This window comes from Pedobacter sp. NEAU-ZC8, assembly GCF_059278965.1.
On record NZ_JCAJXC010000004.1, the window covers coordinates 111517 to 129690 of the forward strand.

Here is an 18174-nt window from a genome sequence, read left to right on the forward strand (position 1 = left end):
AATTATTCTTCATGTAAAGCAGTTGCAGGGTGTATTGCAGCAGCCTGGCGCCCCGGGTATACCGAGCAGGCAATAACCAGCAGGTAGATGAAAAGCATTGAAAGCACTATCGCATAAAGATATACATCCGCAGCAACATCAAAGACGTTCAATAGTGGGAACTGTACGGCGAAAAAGCATCCAACGATGATCGATAAGGTGGCAAGGATGAGCGACTCTGCCACGAGCTGACTGGAAACGGAGGTACCACTCGCACCGATGGCCCTCCGCAGCCCAATCTCACTCCGGCGTCGGCTGATGTTGTACCAAAGCACGCCGAAAAGTCCAAGTGCCACGTTGATGATCAGAAAGCCAGCAACGATCATGAAGATGATCATTGGAATGATCGTCATCTCGTTTTTGGCATCACGAAGATCATCCATATAGCTGATTTCAACCCGCGCATTATGGAATGTTTGTCCCAGGAACTTATATAGTTTGCCTTCGAAATTCGCATCTGCAGTTTCATTTACCTTAAGCAGAATGAAGCTGTTCCACTTCACGTCTGTGGTGTCCATCTGATTGTACATCGCCTTTCCTGCAGGCAGGTAGTCGCCGTTAACCTTTACATCCTGAACAACACCAACGACCTTGAGGCGGTCGGTTTTATCATGATTGTCAAAGTACTTACCCACAGCACTCTTGTTACCGAAGGCTTCCGCTTTTAGTGTCTCATTGATAACGATTGGTTTAGCATTAGCCACCCTATCTTCAGGTTTGAACCAGCGCCCTTCAACCAGTTTCATATTTAATACTTTATGATAGTCCGTTCCGGCCACGTATCGATTAACAGAATAGATCTCGCGGTTATCAAGGTTCAGGTTGGTATTCATATTACTTTCAGAATACGGGAAATTGGGGCTGGTATAAGCAACCTCTTTAATCTGGGGCATCGCTTTCAAAGACTTCTCCAGATTATCATGGAACAAAATAGCGGAGTCCACGTTTTTGGTTAAATGCCTGTTGTCGTATACGACCGACCATACACGTTCATGATCAACACCGGCGGGCTTTCGGTAATTTTGAAAATAGTATACGAGAAAGGAAGATAAGGCGAAGATCACCATGAAGGAGATCAGTATCTCGGAAAGCAAGAGGAAGTTTTGCTTCCGCTTGTTCCACATGAGTTTAAAAAGATGTTTAAACATGACTTTAGATTGAAAAGGTGAAAATTATTGAGCTTTCAAGGCGCTAACGACATTTAGTCGGGACATGCGCCAGGCTGGGTATACCCCTGAGATCAATCCAAAAAGCAGACAAGCCATTAGGCTGTAACCTATCACAATCGGACTTAAAGACAAGTGCATATTAGAAATCAGGTTGGCACTATTGATAAAGTAAATGGCCAGTGCGGAGAGGATTATTCCGAGGATACCACCGATGACCGTTAAAATAAGATTTTCTATAACGAACTGATAAACCAGGGTACTTGATGAAGCGCCAAATGCCTTACGTACACCAATCTCTGAGGAGCGCTCCAATATCCGGGTAATGTTGATGCTGACCAGGTTTATGGTGGGTAACAGTAAAAAAAGAAATAAGAGGCCAACTAATAACCTGATCACGCTACTGGCACCGGAGTTGTCGCCGTCGCCGGCTGGGCTGCGCCTGGTTAAGCTCTCAAAGAAAGAGTCTGCATGGGAGGAGACTTTGTCAAACTCCTTGTCAGGTGTTTTAACCTTAGTCATCATGGACTCAAACTCCCTTTTCAGTTTCGGGACATCTTCCGGACTGCGTGCCAGCAAAATAGCATTACAGTTTCCCAGCAATGCAACCTCATTCCAATCCTGCTTAGATACGGTGTAAGGGATATACATATCTCCGGCAAAGTTGTACAAGGTTTTTGAGACGTTCTTCACCACACCGATTACCCTATAGTTGATATTGTCGGCAGAAATGTACTTTCCAACGGCCGGAACATTCGGCCCGAAATAATCATCTCTGGTTTCTTCTGAGATCACCGCTACCATACTTGCGTTTGCGATTTCCTGCGGACCATAGGGCTTGCCTTCAATGAAGTCGTATTCCAGCACATTCCAGTAATCTGCGTTCGTGTACTTGTACTCGATCACGAGTTTTTTGTTGTTCACGAAGGCATTGGACGCCTCGGCTCTGGTGGAGATGGCCATTTTTTCGAGCGCCTTCAATTTTGATACGTAGTGATCAAGAAAATAAAAGGAGACATCACTTCTATTCAACCAGCCTTCTTTGGTATTTCTCATCTCCATCATAGCAACATACAGCGAGCGTTCCCGCTTATAATCCGGATAGTCTTCGTTGATGAGTTTGTTCAGAAAGGCCGCTGCTACCGTGATCACCATCAAGGTAAAGCTGATGCCAAATAAGCTGATGAAGGTGAAGAACTTTCTTCGTTTCAATACAGCGATTGCGATTTTAAAATAGTTCTTAAGCATGGCGATGATTATTGAACTTGTGAACCGTCAAATAAGCGCACAAGCCGATCTGTTTTATGCGCCATAGTTTCATCGTGGGTAACCATCACAATGGTGGTACCTTCATTTTTGTTGAGGTTGATCAGGATGTCCATGATCTCATTGCCCATGGCGCTGTCCAGGTTTCCCGTAGGCTCATCCGCGAGGATGATCTGTGGCTCGCCTACAATGGCCCTCGCGATAGCCACACGCTGCCGCTGTCCGCCGGAGAGCTGCGTTGGGAAATGTTTAACCCGATTGCTCAGCCCGACTTTTTCCAGTGCCGCAGCTGCCAGCTTTCGCCTGCTTTGAGCAGAACTGTTGCGGTACAATAATGGCAGTTCCACATTGTCCAGCACCTGCAGGTCGTTGATCAGATGGTAGCTCTGGAAGATAAAGCCAAGTTTCTCGTTTCGGAAATTCGCCATCTGTTTGTCGGAGTAGCGACTGATATCCTGATTGTCGATCCGGATCTGCCCCCTGGAAGGCTCATCCAACAAGCCCATGATGTTGAGCAGTGTACTTTTACCACATCCGGAAGGACCCATGATGGAGAGGAACTCTCCTTTTAGTACGTGCAGGTTGATGCCGTTGATGGCCAGGGTTTCTACCGTGTCTGTACGGTAGACCTTTTCAATGTTTTCTAAGCGAATCATAATGTATATTTAATAATAAGTATTGATCAATAGGTAATCTTTTGATTTTTCTCGAAATCATAAAGTGATAGATAGCGTAACTGGTAAAAGGCGGTCCAGAAGTCGCGCATGGAGGTAACGTAGTCCCTTTTAGCGCGGTCATTCTCCTGAAAGGCGATACTGAGGTCCGTGATGCTGAGGTTTCCTAACACATAGCGTTCACTGGCGATTTTATATTTCTCTACCGCGATGCGCTCCGCTTCTGCGGTAAGCTTGATCTGCTCCTTCATCATATTGTACAGCGTCACTTCCGTGATGATCTGCTGCCGGAAGATCTGCTGATCCTGCTGCACGGAATAGGTGGTGAACTGTTCGTTTGCCTGTGCCGTCTTTGTTCGTGATTTAGAGCGGCCCCAGTCGAGCACAGGTATGGACAGTTGGATCTCTACAGACTGCTGGCTTTTTGGCGAGCGGTAAACATCCCAGATCCTTGTGCCTGCATTGGAGAAACCGAGGTTTGCACGCAGGGTGGCTTTAAGTCCGTTCTCTCCTTTTGCTTTTGCAACATCACGTTTCGCTTCCGCAAGCCGCCTTACAAAGGCGATGGCATCTGATCTATTTTCCAATGCTTCTTTCAGCACCAAGTCGCTGGAGACCTCAATGTTTGCATTTGCTGCAGGCATCTCCAAAAGTATTTTGCTGCTGGCGTCTATACCGGCGTAGCTAATCAGGTTCAGTGTTGCGATTTCCACATCGCGATTAGCACTCCCTAAAGCTTTCTGGGCATTGAGTACCTCTAATTGTAACTGCAGGATTTCGTTCTTGGTAATTTTTCCCAGGTCAAACTTGGTTTCTGCAATTGCCAGAATGCGCCGGGTATTGCTTAGGTTGGTTTCGGCCATGTCCACATTAGCCTGCGCAAGCAGGAGGTCGAAGTAGTAATCAGTTACGTTGACAGCAATTTTCTCTTGACTTTCAATGTAAGCCTGCTTGCTCTCATTGAACTTCAGCGGTTCTATCTTTTTGTCCCATTTCAATTCATTGAACTGCAATATGGGTTGAGTATAGCCAATGCCGTATGGTATACCATTGTACAACACTTTATTACGGTCGAAATCGTCAAAACGCTGTAGCTGTGTGGTGCCATAAATGGTTCCACCTGTTGCAGCAATACTTTGTGTAAAGTCCAGCGTAAGCGAAGAATTATCATTGTGAACAGGTTGGAACAAGATGGAACCGTTTGGCTGCTGTACCTGTACATAGGTTTTGGTATAGCCCGGCAAGATACCGCTTAACGCGAGCTGCGGTTGGTAGTTTGACTTGAAGGTCCGCCATTCCCAGAACTTGGTTTCTTTGATGGTTGCTGCCTGCTTGGAAGCGATAGAATTTGTTTTTGCAAGCGCCACCACCTGCTGGAGGCTCAACTTCAAAGTATCGCTCTCCTGCTTTGCAGCGGGTTGCCATAACATGCTAAAACCGATGAATAGTAATTTGATCATGATCTTATTGTTATTTGCTTAGGATTGGAATTGCCTGATAATGCTTGTAGGCAGACATATCCGTGGTGATCACCTGATCTCCAGGCTTCAATCCGCTTTTTATCTCGATGTAGTCGAAATTACTCAAGCCGGTTTCCACGGTTCTGCGTTCCGCTAGGCCTTTGTTCAGTACAAAGACATCTTGCTTACCGGCGCCGTTAAATGCAGGACCGTTCGAAACACGCATCACTTTTGGCCGGGTTTCCGTGATCAGGAATACGTCTACTTTCTGGTTTGGTCTAAGCGTCTTTGCCGCTTTATCATCCAGGCGAAGGTCAAAAGAGACAATGTTATTGTTTATGGCCGGGGATATGTTGGCAATACTCGCTTTAAGTTGATTTTCACCAATGCGGATGACTGCTGGCATGGAATTGTAGATCTGATCAAGCATATTGTCGGACATACTTCCAGCGACCTTGAAACTGCTGAGGTTGGCAATTCTGACCAGGGCCTCTCCTTCGTTGATGCTTGCGCCGATGTTTTTGTTTACCCAAGTGACAACACCTTCACGGGATGCGACAATCTCTGCACGATCGAGTTTTCGTTTAAGTGCCTGCAGATCGCTCTTCTGAATGGCCAGGGCGATTTCCGCTTCGCGAATCTCGATCTTCATAGTCTGCTGCTTGCTGCGGATCTCGTTTTCCAGCTGTTGTTTCTCCAACTGGGCCACCTTCAGGTCCAGTGCAGCTTTCTCCACATCTTCCCTGGTGCCTCCACCAGCTTTCAGGAGGCGCTGTGCAGCAGACACATTATCCTTCAGGTTGCTGATGCGAAGTTCCTTGATGCTGTTGTTGGATTTAATATCGTAGAAGCTTTTCTCCAGGGTAAGTTTGAGCTTACTGATCTCGTTTGCTTTAGATTCCATCTGGAACTGCAAGCGTTCATATTCAGACTGGGTTGCTGACTTATCCAGACGCAAGATAGATTGTCCCTTGACCACTTTCCTGCCGGGTTCTAGCAGCACTTCCTGGATGGAGGCCTGGATTGGGCTGGCAATGATCTCCTCGAACTCCGGAAGCACTTCACCCGTCGCGCTGATTGTATTCTCTACCGCACCAAGCTCAACATTAGAAACGATGATATCACTGGCATATAAAGAGGGTTTTAGCAAGCTGCGAATCAGCCATATGGCTAAAAGCAAACTTAGCACGACAGCAATAATGATGATTAGTCGCCTCTTCTTTCTGGTAGCTGTTACCTCTATTTCTATACTCCGGTCCATTAGATTCTTTTTGGACTGGATTTTACAAGAGGAATACCAATGTTAACTTACTGATTCTTAGTTGTTTACAATTTACAGAAAATAAAAAAATGCCCGATATCGAACGTTTTGTTAGATATCGGGCAATAAAGTATGTTCTCTAAAACAGCTAGGATTTCATGTGTTTTATCCGGCTTGGTTCGTAATGCAGTCCCGGAGATAACCAGTAAAGGAGGATCATACGGGAATAACGGAAATTGAATGGCGCGAAAACCAGAGATGTAGCAATGATCAATCCGACATAGTACCAGATGTGCTCTTTAGTGAGTTCAAGACCGAGAATATAGGCGGCAATACATACGGCAATCATCTCCGCACAGTTCAGCGCATAACTTACGAACATGGCAACATAAAAATAGCCGGGCTCACGCTCGAATTTCAGTCCGCAGGCACTGCAGACTTCCTGCATTTTTTGGCTTTTAGGGCTGTACGTGAAGCCGGTAAAGACATTGCCTACACGGCATCTCGGACATTTGCAATTTACCAGTCCAGACCATTGCGAAACTTTAGGTATGTTGTTGTGGGCTACGTTATTTTCCATGTTGCTTGATATTTGATTTTCTGAATTTTTCAGGCGTTATGCCTTCATGTTTTTTAAAGAACTTAATAAAATAAGAATGATCACTGAAATTAAGCTTGTCTGCAATGTCAGCGATACTCAGATCCAGGTTGATCAACAACCTTTTGGCTTCCAGAATCACCTGCTCCCGGATCAACTCACCGGCAGATAAGCCGATGATGTCCTTGCATAAAGCATTTAAGTGGTTTGGCGTGATGTAGAGTAGTTCTGCATAGGCTTTCGGCAATTTCAAGGTCCGGTAATGTTCTGCAATCAGCTTTTGATAGTTTCTAAAGATCGTGTGATTGTAAGAACTTGCAGCTGCCTCAATTTTGTGGCCAGTTGAGCGTTCCGCTTTGATAAAAATTTGCAATAACAGCGTGCGAACCAGATCATCTCCGAACGGCCCCTTTACCGCACCTTCTTTGAGGATCACTTCAAAGCAGTATGCCAGTTCGGATGCGGTATCATGGGGAACCGTGATGACCTGCTGGTCGGCAATGCCGCTGAATATGGAAAAGCTTTGAAGATAGCCAGCATTACTTAAAAAAGAATTGAAGTAATCTTTTGAAAAATTGATAATGTAGCCATCTGGTTCTTCATCAAAGGACCAACTGTGTACCTGTCCTGGAATCATAAAATACACACTTCCAGGTTTTACCTCGAATTGTTTGAAATCGATATGATGATGACCACTGCCCTGTGTAAAGAACACCAGGTGATAAAACGAGTGCCGGTGGGCACTATGCAAATGTGCATGCGTTTTGGAATAGTGTCCGAATCTACTTGCCACGATACCCTGGGTTTTATATTCCCGGAAGTTATTGATATCGTAAATCGGTATTTCTGTTCTCACATCCAAAGATACCCAAAAAAAATAGTGGGTTTATGGTAATAAACCCACTATAAATGGTACTTTTTACGGATTAACCTCAGTAGGCATTGAACGATTATAGTCTTCTTCGTTTCTTCTCCTTTAAGATCAGGTTCAGTTCCCTACTGGTTTGGCCAGCAACAGAAGTGTTCTCCTGTGCTCTTCTAAACAGATAGGGCATTACCGCCTTAATTGGACCATAAGGAACATATTTGACCACGTTGTACTTCGCATCCGACAGGTTAAAGCTCAAGTTATCACTCATGCCTAATAATTGGGAGAAGTATACATGTGGGTGGTTGTGTGCAATATTATGCTGATCCAGTAACTGCGCTAACAATCTGCAGCTATCTTCATTGTGCGTGCCGCACACCAGTCCAATTTCTTTGATGTTGGTGATGCAGTAGTTTAAACCGGCATTGTAGTCCTGATCTGTAGCTTTTTTATCTGGCTGGATGGGAGATTGATAGCCACGTTCTTCTGCACGCTTGCGCTCTTTTTCCATGTAGGCACCGCGTACAAGCTTTACGCCCAACAAATAGCCCATCTCTCTTGCGATAAGATGATCGGCTTTCAGGTCCGCCAGTTTATCGTGTCTGTATAGCTGATAGGTGTTATAAATGATAACTTTTTCTTTATTGAACAGGCGCATCATGTCGATCGCCAACTCATCAATGGTTTCCTGGATCCAGGATTCCTCGGCATCAACCATCACCGGAACGTCTTTTTCGTAAGCAGTACGGCAGATCTTCTCGCAACGGGCTTTTACGCGCTGAAATTCTGCAGTTTCCGCAGGGCTTAATGGTTGCTTGGCATCAAGTTTCTCCAGCAAAGCAAATCTGGCAATACCAGTTACTTTAAATACGGTAATCGGTATACGTGGATCCCCTGCAGCACGAAGGATGGTGCGGATGATCTCTTGGCAGGTAAAATCAAAAACTTCTTCCTTTTCTTCGCCCTCTACCGAGTAGTCGAGGATGGTTCCAACATTTGCGTTTGCAAGCTGCGCAATCGTGGTTTCGCATTCCGCAATGGTTTCTCCACCGCAGAATTGCTTGAATATCGTTGCCTTGATGGCAGGCTGGATGGGTAGGCCTACGTTTAAAAAGAAATTGGTGATCGGGGGACCAACTTTAGTCAGGAAATTGCTGCTGATCACTTTAAACAACAAATAGGCTGCATTCAGCTCCGCATTGCTTTTACTTCGGAAAGCAATCTCCGTATCATCAAAATTCAGTGTTCTTTTCGGGGAAATTTCCATCTATTTGTGTTTAGCTCGTTTGTGTATAAGATTTAAGTTGCTTCCAATGAACAAAAGCCTGCTTTATGGTTCGTTGCCTTGCCTTAGGTTTTGGAAAACGGAGGCAAAAATATGAATTCAGATGCTGCGAAAGGTAAATCCCTTTGTAATAAATTGTAAATTTGCTAAACCATGATAGAATTTAAATTAGAAGGCGAATTTATTCCGCTCATACAATTGCTGAAAGCAACCGGACTGGTTCAAAGTGGCGGCGAGGCCCAAACTGTTGTTGAAGACGGTTTGATCAAGTATAATGGACAGGTGGACCATCGTAAGCGCCTGAAGATCAGGGTTGGCGATGTAGTTGATTTTATGGGCCAACAAATAAAGGTGATCTAATGACAGAAATTCTAAGCAATGGGCACAGCATCTACTTTGACACGGCACTGGAACCACTTCAGTCATTTTTAGCAGATCAAAAGTACAGCAAGGTTTTCGTGTTTGCAGATGGCAACACTTCTGAAGTTTGTTTACCCGTTTTTCAGGCCATGCTTGGCGATTATACTGGGTTTGATCTGATCGAGACGGATCCGGGCGAGGAAAACAAGAACATTGATTTCTGTATCGGCATCTGGAAAACGTTGCTGGACTTTGAAGCCGATCGGAAATCCCTGATGATCAATCTTGGGGGTGGCGTTATTACAGATCTTGGTGGATTTGTAGCTTCTACCTATAAACGTGGCATTGATTTCATCAATATTCCGACAACGCTGTTGTCTATGGTTGATGCCTCTGTTGGCGGGAAAACGGGCATCGACGTGGATAACGTGAAAAACATGGTGGGCACGTTCAGTTTGCCACAGGCCGTGTTTATTGAGTCTGCTTTTCTGCAGACCTTACCAGAAAGAGAGCTGTTATCTGGATTTGCGGAAATGATCAAACATGGTTTGATCATGGATAAAGCATATTTTGAGTCTTTGAAGTTAGTGGATTATCGTTCCGTAACTGCGGAGCAGATCTATCGTTCTGTAGAAATTAAGCATGAGGTCGTAACAGAAGACCCATTGGAGAAAGGTTTACGTAAGATCCTGAACTTCGGACATACCATTGGCCATGCCGTGGAAAGTTATGCTTTAAGCAACGATGAACGACCGCTTACCCACGGTGAAGCTATAGCAATTGGTATGATCTGCGAAGCTTATCTTTCTGTAAAATACTGCCGATTGGCTGAGCAATCGTTGCAAGAGATTACAACTTATATCAAAGCTGTTTATCCCGCATACCACATTACTGAAGCAAGCTTTAATGAGATCTTAGCATTGGTTAAAACTGACAAAAAAAATGAACATGGTTTTGTGTTATTCTCCTTGTTGGCTGAAATCGGAAAATGCGAGTACAACTGTAAAGTTACTGATGAAGATCTGCTGGAAAGTTTGAAGTACTTTAATCAGGTCTATACCGGTTGAGTTCTAATTTGAGTATAGAACAGGTAAATTAAAAAACCTTATTGGGCTTACCAGGGATATGCTGGAACATTTGATCAGCAAATTATACTGAAGCGAAATATAGACCATTTCCTGAGTTCATAAATTTGGAGAAACGCTAAGTATAAAAGCGTTTACGATTAATTATTTTTTTAATTTAACCCTTGACAAATTAAATTTTGTTACTACATTTGGATATATAAGAACAAGAAATGATAATTAACAGCACATATTGGTTTGGTTACTTTTACTACTTTAGTAAGAGCCGGGACTAATATGCAATCTGATAAGATATACTGTATATAGAAGTCCCGGCCATACGCCGGGACTTTTTTTGTTTTTAGCCAGTTGAAAATGAAAACGCAAATAAGACAAATCATCAAATAATGAAAGCACCAAGAGTTGCCATCCAAGGTACAAAAGCCTCATTTCATGAAGCAGCAGCATTTAAGTTTTTCGGTAAGGATATCGAAACTGTTGAATGCGATTCTTTCAAGCAAACCTGCGAAAGCATGCAGCATGATGAAGCAGATTACGTGGTCATGGCCATTGAAAACTCCATTGCAGGAAGTCTGTTGCCAAACTACACCTTGCTTCGGGAGTACAATTTTTCTATTGCTGGTGAGGTTTATCTGCCAATTCAACTACATCTAATGGCACTGCCTGGGGTTAAATTTGAAGACATCAAGTATGTGACCTCCCATCCTATTGCGATCCGTCAATGTATAGACTTCTTCGATCAGTTTCCGCATTTGCAGGTGATTGAAAGCAGCGATACGGCAGCATGTGCGAAGAAAATTCGTGATGAGCAGTTAACCGACACGGTAGCCATCGCAAACACCTTAGCTGCTGAGCTTTATGGCTTGAACATCATTGAGCGCAGGATAGAATCTAACCGTAAGAACTTTACCAGATTCCTGATTTTAACGCGTGAAGCCTCCGAAGAAAGTAGATCTTTTAACAAAGCCTCCATATGTTTCCAGGTTGGAAACGCTGTTGGCACACTCGCTAAGGTGCTGAACATCTTTGCCGAGGAACGAATCAACTTATCTAAGATCCAGTCAATGCCTGTTCTAGGCAGAAGGAATGAATACAACTTTTACGTAGATATTGAGTGGGACGACCTCGAGAAGTATGACCGGGCACTCCGGAAGGTACTTAAGCACACCGTAAACTTTAATATCATGGGCGAGTACGTAAAAAACGACCAGGTATAAACGAGCAAATCGCGGAAGGCTCCATTGAACGATCGAGCTGCACAACTAACCATATTAATAACCCCCAAAAACATAAACAACATGAAATTGAATTTAAACATCCAACCATTAAGTAGCTGGATATCTGTTACCAACGAACCTTTGATCATCTCCGGTCCCTGCAGTGCAGAAACGGAAGAGCAACTGCTTTCTACAGCGCATTTATTAAAGAGTACCGGTAAAGTTTCGGTATTGAGAGCAGGAATCTGGAAGCCACGTACCCGTCCGGGAGAGTTCGAAGGTATCGGCAGTATCGGCCTGGAGTGGCTAAATAGAGCGAAAGAGGAAACTGGCTTGCCAACTGCCGTTGAAGTTGCAACAGCGAAACATGTTGAAGAGGCATTAGCTGCAGGCGTGGACATTCTGTGGGTTGGTGCAAGAACCACTGCGAACCCATTCTCTGTACAGGAAATTGCAGATGCACTTAGAGGTCATGATGTACCTGTACTGGTTAAAAACCCTGTGAATCCGGATCTTTCCTTATGGATTGGTGCATTGGAGCGTATTAACAATGCAGGCATCACCAAAATTGGTGCAATTCACCGCGGATTTTCATCTTTCGAAAAAAGCTCTTTCCGTAATGAACCAATGTGGGAGCTTGCCATTCAACTAAAAACGCACTGCCCGGAATTACCGATCATTAACGACCCTAGTCACATCTGCGGTAACCGTGAGCTGATCCCATACATCGCTCAGAAAGCACTAGACCTTGACATGCAAGGCTTGATGATCGAATCACATATTGATCCTTCTGTTGCCTGGACTGATGCTAAACAACAGGTTACCCCTGCAGCACTGGCAGAGCTTGTGGAGCGCTTCTCTATTCGTCAGCCGGAATCGCAGAATGAAGCATTTGCAGATAAGTTGGCTGACCTTAGAAGACAGATCGACAAGATCGATGACCTGGTTATTCAGAAACTTGGAGAGCGTATGGCTATCGTGGAAAAGATCGGAGAATTTAAACGTGATAATAACGTAACGATCTTGCAGGTACACCGTTGGGATGAGATCATGAAAAGACGTGGTGCCTTCGCTTCAGCTTTGAAACTTGATCCAAACTTCACAGAGAAGTTCCTGGAATTGATCCACAGCGAGTCGATCAGAAAGCAGACGCTGATTATGAATAAAGATAAAACTGCAGAAACCATTGTAGAAGTTGCACCACCTGTTCAAGCCTAACCCTTGCCAGCTACAAAAATGAATAAACACGAGGCTTTGGTTAGTTTCCCGAAAGGGGCTACAATTGATGCAACCATACGGTTAACAGGTTCTAAGAGTGAAAGTAATCGTGCACTGATTATTGCTGCATTGAGCAAAGGTGTCATTGCCGTGGACAATCTATCAGACGCCGCAGATACGGTGACATTGAACCGTATCCTGGAGCAGCTTGCTAAAGATCCTGCTGGAGCTTCGCCCATTGACGTGGGGCATGCGGGCACAGCGATGCGCTTCTTAACCGCTTACCTGACTACGGTGGGAGGTTCTTTCGAACTTACTGGATCCAAGCGCATGAAGGAACGTCCGATAAAGCTTCTGGTAGAAGCTTTATGGACTTTGGGTGCTTCCATCTCCTACCTGGAAGAAAATGGCTATCCACCGTTGCAGATTACTGGTGGGTTTAAGCAGGTGACAGATGCTGTACAGATTAAAGGTGATGTGAGTAGCCAGTACCTTTCGGCCTTGCTGATGATTGGTGCCTCGCTGGAGAAAGGCTTGAGCTTGCAGATCGTAGATGATCTAACCTCCGAGCCTTATGTGCGTATGACTTTAAAAATGCTGGAAGAAGCTGGCATTAAACATACCTGGACTCAGAACGTCATCAAAATTGAACATCAGGATTTCACACCTGGTCGTTTAATTGTAGAGCCTGACTGGAGTGCTGCTTCTTACTGGTACAGCATCACTGCACTGGTTCCAGGGGCGAAGATTTCCCTTCCCAACCTTAAAGAGCACAGCTTGCAGGGCGATAGCCGTATTCAGCAGTTGATGCGCCCATTGGGCGTTGAAACCAGCAGGACAGAAAATGGCGTGTTGCTACAGTCAAGTGCCGGTGCAAACCAGGTTGCGATGTTGGAGGATGAGACAGGTTTGGTTGAGGGTTCAATGCCCGGCAATTCAGTGCCTGGATTAAATGGCGGCAACGTTACCGACGTCATTGATTTGAAAGATTGTCCCGACCTTGCACAAACGATCATTGTGTGTGCCGCTGCGAAGGGGCTCAATCTGCGCTTCACTGGATTGGAGACCTTGAAGATTAAGGAGACAAACCGGGTGAAAGCTTTACAGAATGAGCTGGCAAAAATTGGTGTTGAGCTTGTTGAAGACAACTTCATCTATACGCTTAATTGTCAAAATTTGCATTTCCCTGAGCGGGTAAGCATCAGGACCTACGACGATCACCGGATGGCGATGGCTTTTGCGCCATTAAGCATCTTTGTGAAGGCGCTTGAAATCGAGGACATGGATGTGGTGGAGAAATCGTATCCTGATTTCTGGAAGGACCTGGAGAAAGCGGGCTTCTTGGTGAAGTAAAATATACTCGTAAAAGAATACAAACAAACATTGTTTATTTACAGCAATAAGGATTATTAATATGGCAGGCAACTCCTACGGGCAGCTTTTTAGAATATCAACTTTTGGAGAATCACATGGTGTGGGCATTGGTGTTATCATTGATGGATGCCCTGCCAACCTGCCAATAGATCTGGAATATATACAGGCTGAGCTGGACCTAAGGCGTCCTGGGCAGTCGAAGATTACCACACAGCGGAAGGAAAGCGACACGGTACAAGTACTGTCCGGCATCTTCGAAGGCAGGAGTACGGGAACACCCATCGCGCTGCTCATTCCAAACGAGGACCAACGCTCCAAAGATTATTCGCACAACAAGGACGTCTACCGCCCTTCACATGCCGACTACACCTATGACGCTAAATATGGTATACGGGATTACCGCGGTGGCGGAAGGTCTTCAGCCAGGGAGACCGCAGCGCGCGTAGCAGCTGGTGCAATCGCAAAGTTGCTGCTCAAGGAACATGGCATTGAAGTCTTTGCTCATGTGTCTGCTGTGGGCACGATAGAAGCGCCGAACCTGGCTGACCTTAGCATTCAGGAGTTGTACCAGCAGCGTGAAGAGAACATCGTGCGCTGCGCAGATCCTGCAACGGCACATCAGATGATTGCCTGCATTGATGAGGTGAGGAAAGAGGGTGATACCATTGGTGGCAAGGTGAGTTGTATCATCAGGAACTGCCCTGCCGGGCTCGGTGAACCGGTGTTTGACAAACTTCATGCGGAGCTTGGAAAGGCGATGCTGAGCATTAATGCCGTGCATGGCTTTGAGTACGGATCTGGTTTTAGTGGCAGTGAAATGCGCGGCTCGGAGCATAATGACATCTTCGTCCCTGATGGAAACCAACCTAAAACGCTGACCAACTTCTCTGGTGGTATACAAGGCGGTATTTCAAATGGCATGGAAATTAATTTCCGCGTGGCATTTAAGCCTGTAGCAACCATCATGCACAACCAGCAAACGATCAATGCTGCTGGTGAGGCTTCAGAAATAAAAGGAAAAGGCCGCCATGATCCTTGTGTGGTGCCAAGGGCGGTCGTAATCGTTGAGGCGATGGCAGCATTAGTTCTCGCAGATCAGCTATTAAGAAACAAAAACAGCCGGTTGGATTGATCCACCGGCTGTTTTTGTTTCTAATTGTTCGTTTTATCAGACGCTGCTTTGTGTTATTAGCAGGTAAGTGTAATTACCTTCCTAATTTCAAAAGCCCCATCGAACGTTATAGGCTAATATATTGAGGGATATTTATTTGCATTATACTCGTGCATCATCTGGTACACGGTTTCAACAACATCATCTACGGATGGCTTGGTGAAGTAATCACCATCTGAACCATATGGCGGGCGATGTGCCTTGGCGGTCAGGGTTCGTGGCTGTGAATCCAGGTAATAGTATCCTTTTTGAACTTCCATGATCTGCTGCAGGATGTATGCACTTGCACCGCCTGGAACATCCTCATCAACGACTAAAAGCTTATTTGTTTTTTGCAGAGACTTCGCACAAAGTGCGTCGATATCGAATGGCAATAGTGTTTGTGGATCAATAACTTCCACAGAAATATTCATCGCTGCCAGTTCTTCCACTGCTTCTTCAACAATTCTCAATGTAGAACCATAGCAAACCAGCGTAACATCAGTACCGGACCTAAGCACCTCTGCTTTTCCAAGCGGAACGGTATACGCTCCAACGTTATCTGGCATCTTCTCTTTCAAACGATAGCCGTTCAAACACTCGATCACCAATGCAGGTTCATCAGCACGGAACAGGGTGTTGTACATACCCGCAGCTTGCGTCATGTTACGCGGAACGCATATATGCAAACCCCTTAGGGACCCAAGGATCATACCCATCGGAGAACCAGAGTGCCAAACACCTTCTAGCCTGTGACCGCGTGTACGGACAATAACCGGGGCTTTCTGGCCGGCTTTCGTTCTATAGGAAAGTGTAGCAAGGTCATCACTTAAGATGTTCAGCGCGAAAAGCAGATAATCCAGGTACTGGATTTCCGCAATTGGCCGCAAGCCACGCATGGCTAATCCTATCCCCTGGCCGATAATGGTCATTTCACGAATCCCGGTATCACTGATTCGCAGTTCACCATATTTGGCTTGTAAACCTGCGAAGCCCTGATTCACATCTCCGATATTTCCTAAGTCTTCACCAAAGGCCACTAAACGCTGATCCCGCCCAAAGTTGGCATCAAAACAGGCGTTCAAGAGCTCACGACCATCCACCATCTTAGCATCATCAGAATATTCCACGGGGTTGGAGACAACCGCCGATGGGGTATCCCTACCCTCCGTAAATAGCTTGGTATTATATTTTTCAGCATTGTCTGCTAAGCTGGCATTCACCCATTCCAGTAAAGCTTGTCTCGCTGGCGAAGGATTATTAATCGTTATCCTCAAGGCTTTTCTTGCAGCAGTAAGAAGGTCCTTACGTAGCGCATCTGGGGTGCTGGACAACTTTGAAGTAATCCGCAGGATAGCAGGATCACGTTCATCCAAGGCATTGATTAGGCTCGTCACAGTCTTTTTGTCTTCCTTGATGACGTTCAAAAACTCATTCCAAGCCTCTTTCTGCGCATTACGCACAAAGGCTTTCGCTTCATTTTCAATGTTTGTGATTTCCTCTTCTGTGGCAATGGCCGATTCAATCATCCATTTACGCATCTGAAGAATACAATCGAATTCTTTTTCCCATTCTAACCGGGCTTTATCTTTGTAGCGTTCGTGAGATCCCGAGGTCGAGTGGCCCTGTGGTTGCGTAACCTCAGTAACGTGAATAAGTACAGGGACGTGTTGTTCCCGGCAAACATCTATCGCTTTCTGGTAGGTCTCACATAATCCAGGGTAATCCCATCCTCTCACTTTATAGATCTCATAGCCATTCTGGCTACCATTCCGCTGAAAGCCTTTTAAGATCTCAGATATATCTTCTTTAGTGGTCTGATATTTAGCAGGCACCGAGATACCATAACCATCGTCCCATACGGAAACGGCCATTGGTACTTGTAGTACGCCGGCAGCGTTTATCGCTTCAAAGAAAACACCTTCTGAGGTAGAGGCGTTTCCGATTGTACCAAATGCTACTTCATTTCCTTCTACCGAGAAATTCTTCAGATATGCAAGCTCAGGATTTTGTCTGTAAAGCTTTGAAGCGTAAGCCAAGCCCACCAACCTCGCCATTTGTGCGCCGGTAGGTGCAATATCAGCAGAGCTGTTCTTCATCTGAGTAAGATCTTTCCAGCTACCGTCCTCATTTAAAGAACGGGTGGCAAAGTGACAGTTCATCTGGCGCCCGGCAGAAGCGGGATCTGCTTCCAGATCAGGATTAGCGTAGAGCTGTGCGAAAAAACTTTTGATGGTAGCGATGCCTGTGGCGAAGGCGAAAGTCTGGTCCCGATAATATCCTGAGCGCCAGTCGCCCTTTTTGAAGGCCTTGGCCATCGCAATCTGTGGAACTTCTTTTCCGTCTCCAAAGATACCGAACTTGGCTTTTCCGGATAATACTTCCTTACGGCCGAGCAAACTGGCTTGCCTGCTCTCGACAGCGATTTTGTAGTCCTGAATTACGATCGACTTGAAGTCAGTGAAACTTAATTCAGCAGTGTCGATTGGGTTAGTCGTAAGGTTCATATTTGGCGTCATAAGCAATAGAATTACCCGGCAAAGATACAATTTTTATAAAGTTCGGATTAACCGTGCTTTGTAATATATCTGTACGCCCCTTTTAAAATCAATTAGAATAACTTATTTTTGAATTAAACACACGGAGATATGAAAAAGATTTTAATACTATTCACCTTACTAACCGGCGCTACTTTCCTTGCAAATGCACAATCAGCACCTGCTGAATTTAAGTTTGAGAAAGAATCACACAACTTTGGAAAAGTTACACTAGGCACGCCGGTTTCTGTTGATTTTGTTTATACCAACACTGGTGATGTACCGCTTCAGATCACTAAAGTAGAATCAAGCTGTGGATGTACGGTGTCTGAATACACTAAAACTCCGGTGAAAAAAGGAGAAAAAGGCTTTGTAAAAGTAACCTTCAATCCGGCGGGGGCGCCTTTGCCGTTTAGTAAAATAGTTACTGTTAACTCGAATGCTAAAACCTCCACAAAAGTCTTGTATATCAAAGGCGAGACTGTTGCCAAGTAATGATGGCGCTTTCCCACCCTTAGCCGGGTTCTGGCAAATAAGGCGGTATGAGGGGCGCAGGGCTTAAAGAATTACGAATCCAACTATTGAAAGATAATTACACAAAGACCCCGTTTTTAAG

The 18174-nt window shown here is 45.1% G+C and carries 16 protein-coding genes; 7 read left to right on the plus strand and 9 right to left on the minus strand.

What is annotated here, in order from left to right; all coding sequences use genetic code 11:
- Positions 1 to 2 precede the first annotated feature (2 nt).
- From AC5WJX_RS04885 to AC5WJX_RS04920, 8 genes are all read right to left on the minus strand, one after another.
- A complete protein-coding gene (locus AC5WJX_RS04885) occupies positions 3 to 1187 on the minus strand; it encodes an ABC transporter permease (RefSeq protein ID WP_494483593.1) in 1185 nt (394 codons plus the stop codon).
- 24 nt (positions 1188 to 1211) lie between these two features.
- On the minus strand, positions 1212 to 2453 hold the full coding sequence (locus AC5WJX_RS04890) for an ABC transporter permease (protein ID WP_494483594.1): 1242 nt from the start codon (positions 2451 to 2453) through the stop codon (positions 1212 to 1214).
- 8 nt (positions 2454 to 2461) lie between these two features.
- Positions 2462 to 3127 carry an ABC transporter ATP-binding protein gene (locus AC5WJX_RS04895; protein ID WP_494483595.1) on the minus strand — a complete coding sequence of 222 codons (666 nt, stop codon included), beginning with the start codon at positions 3125 to 3127 and terminating at the stop codon, positions 2462 to 2464.
- A 26-nt stretch (positions 3128 to 3153) separates the two neighbouring features.
- Positions 3154 to 4605 carry a TolC family protein gene (locus tag AC5WJX_RS04900; RefSeq protein ID WP_494483596.1) on the minus strand — a complete coding sequence of 484 codons (1452 nt, stop codon included), beginning with the start codon at positions 4603 to 4605 and terminating at the stop codon, positions 3154 to 3156.
- 10 nt (positions 4606 to 4615) lie between these two features.
- A complete protein-coding gene (locus AC5WJX_RS04905; protein ID WP_494483597.1) occupies positions 4616 to 5866 on the minus strand; it encodes an efflux RND transporter periplasmic adaptor subunit in 1251 nt (416 codons plus the stop codon).
- 148 nt (positions 5867 to 6014) lie between these two features.
- A complete protein-coding gene (locus AC5WJX_RS04910; protein WP_440430406.1) occupies positions 6015 to 6446 on the minus strand; it encodes a DUF983 domain-containing protein in 432 nt (143 codons plus the stop codon).
- Complete coding sequence (locus AC5WJX_RS04915; RefSeq protein ID WP_494483598.1) at positions 6436 to 7320, minus strand: AraC family transcriptional regulator; 885 nt, start codon at positions 7318 to 7320, stop codon at positions 6436 to 6438. Before AC5WJX_RS04915 ends, AC5WJX_RS04910 begins: the two co-directional genes overlap by 11 nt.
- Positions 7321 to 7414: 94 nt before the next feature.
- Complete coding sequence (locus AC5WJX_RS04920; protein WP_494483599.1) at positions 7415 to 8599, minus strand: proline dehydrogenase family protein; 1185 nt, start codon at positions 8597 to 8599, stop codon at positions 7415 to 7417.
- A 171-nt stretch (positions 8600 to 8770) separates the two neighbouring features.
- On the opposite strand from AC5WJX_RS04920, the gene AC5WJX_RS04925 reads away from it, so the two are divergent.
- The 6 genes from AC5WJX_RS04925 (at position 8771) to aroC (ending at position 15003) form a co-directional block, all read left to right on the plus strand.
- Entirely contained in the window at positions 8771 to 8977 is a 207-nt protein-coding gene (locus tag AC5WJX_RS04925; RefSeq protein WP_494483600.1) for an RNA-binding S4 domain-containing protein, read from the plus strand.
- Complete coding sequence (gene aroB / locus AC5WJX_RS04930; protein ID WP_494483601.1) at positions 8977 to 10044, plus strand: 3-dehydroquinate synthase; 1068 nt, start codon at positions 8977 to 8979, stop codon at positions 10042 to 10044. Before AC5WJX_RS04925 ends, aroB begins: the two co-directional genes overlap by 1 nt.
- 404 nt (positions 10045 to 10448) lie before the next feature.
- Positions 10449 to 11279, plus strand: coding sequence for a prephenate dehydratase (locus AC5WJX_RS04935; RefSeq protein ID WP_494483602.1), 831 nt, complete (start codon positions 10449 to 10451; stop codon positions 11277 to 11279).
- Positions 11280 to 11360: 81 nt separating this feature from the next.
- Complete coding sequence (locus AC5WJX_RS04940; RefSeq protein WP_494483603.1) at positions 11361 to 12497, plus strand: chorismate mutase; 1137 nt, start codon at positions 11361 to 11363, stop codon at positions 12495 to 12497.
- A gap of 18 nt (positions 12498 to 12515) precedes the next feature.
- The gene (aroA, locus tag AC5WJX_RS04945; protein ID WP_494483604.1) at positions 12516 to 13850 is read left to right on the plus strand and encodes a 3-phosphoshikimate 1-carboxyvinyltransferase; all 1335 of its coding nucleotides are present in this window, start codon (positions 12516 to 12518) and stop codon (positions 13848 to 13850) included.
- Positions 13851 to 13911: 61 nt separating this feature from the next.
- Complete coding sequence (aroC, locus tag AC5WJX_RS04950) at positions 13912 to 15003, plus strand: chorismate synthase (RefSeq protein ID WP_494483605.1); 1092 nt, start codon at positions 13912 to 13914, stop codon at positions 15001 to 15003.
- A gap of 113 nt (positions 15004 to 15116) precedes the next feature.
- Here the strand turns inward: aroC and AC5WJX_RS04955 are convergent, their stop codons facing one another.
- On the minus strand, positions 15117 to 17528 hold the full coding sequence (locus AC5WJX_RS04955; RefSeq protein ID WP_494483606.1) for an alpha-ketoacid dehydrogenase subunit alpha/beta: 2412 nt from the start codon (positions 17526 to 17528) through the stop codon (positions 15117 to 15119).
- 141 nt (positions 17529 to 17669) lie between these two features.
- Here AC5WJX_RS04955 and AC5WJX_RS04960 point away from each other — a divergent pair, with 141 nt between their 5' ends.
- Positions 17670 to 18053 carry a DUF1573 domain-containing protein gene (locus tag AC5WJX_RS04960; RefSeq protein WP_494483607.1) on the plus strand — a complete coding sequence of 128 codons (384 nt, stop codon included), beginning with the start codon at positions 17670 to 17672 and terminating at the stop codon, positions 18051 to 18053.
- Positions 18054 to 18174 lie beyond the last annotated feature (121 nt).

Bases quoted from the DNA above. Each gene is read 5' to 3' on its own strand.
- AC5WJX_RS04890 (WP_494483594.1), bottom strand. From the start codon at position 2,453: ATGCTTAAGAACTATTTTAAAATCGCAATCGCTGTATTGAAACGAAGA.
- AC5WJX_RS04935 (WP_494483602.1), top strand. From the start codon at position 10,449: ATGAAAGCACCAAGAGTTGCCATCCAAGGTACAAAAGCCTCATTTCAT.
- AC5WJX_RS04900 (WP_494483596.1), bottom strand. From the start codon at position 4,605: ATGATCAAATTACTATTCATCGGTTTTAGCATGTTATGGCAACCCGCT.
- AC5WJX_RS04940 (WP_494483603.1), top strand. From the start codon at position 11,361: ATGAAATTGAATTTAAACATCCAACCATTAAGTAGCTGGATATCTGTT.
- AC5WJX_RS04910 (WP_440430406.1), bottom strand. From the start codon at position 6,446: ATGGAAAATAACGTAGCCCACAACAACATACCTAAAGTTTCGCAATGG.
- AC5WJX_RS04920 (WP_494483599.1), bottom strand. From the start codon at position 8,599: ATGGAAATTTCCCCGAAAAGAACACTGAATTTTGATGATACGGAGATT.
- AC5WJX_RS04905 (WP_494483597.1), bottom strand. From the start codon at position 5,866: ATGGACCGGAGTATAGAAATAGAGGTAACAGCTACCAGAAAGAAGAGG.
- AC5WJX_RS04895 (WP_494483595.1), bottom strand. From the start codon at position 3,127: ATGATTCGCTTAGAAAACATTGAAAAGGTCTACCGTACAGACACGGTA.
- aroC (WP_494483605.1), top strand. From the start codon at position 13,912: ATGGCAGGCAACTCCTACGGGCAGCTTTTTAGAATATCAACTTTTGGA.
- aroB (WP_494483601.1), top strand. From the start codon at position 8,977: ATGACAGAAATTCTAAGCAATGGGCACAGCATCTACTTTGACACGGCA.
- aroA (WP_494483604.1), top strand. From the start codon at position 12,516: ATGAATAAACACGAGGCTTTGGTTAGTTTCCCGAAAGGGGCTACAATT.
- AC5WJX_RS04960 (WP_494483607.1), top strand. From the start codon at position 17,670: ATGAAAAAGATTTTAATACTATTCACCTTACTAACCGGCGCTACTTTC.
- AC5WJX_RS04955 (WP_494483606.1), bottom strand. From the start codon at position 17,528: ATGAACCTTACGACTAACCCAATCGACACTGCTGAATTAAGTTTCACT.
- AC5WJX_RS04925 (WP_494483600.1), top strand. From the start codon at position 8,771: ATGATAGAATTTAAATTAGAAGGCGAATTTATTCCGCTCATACAATTG.
- AC5WJX_RS04885 (WP_494483593.1), bottom strand. From the start codon at position 1,187: ATGTTTAAACATCTTTTTAAACTCATGTGGAACAAGCGGAAGCAAAAC.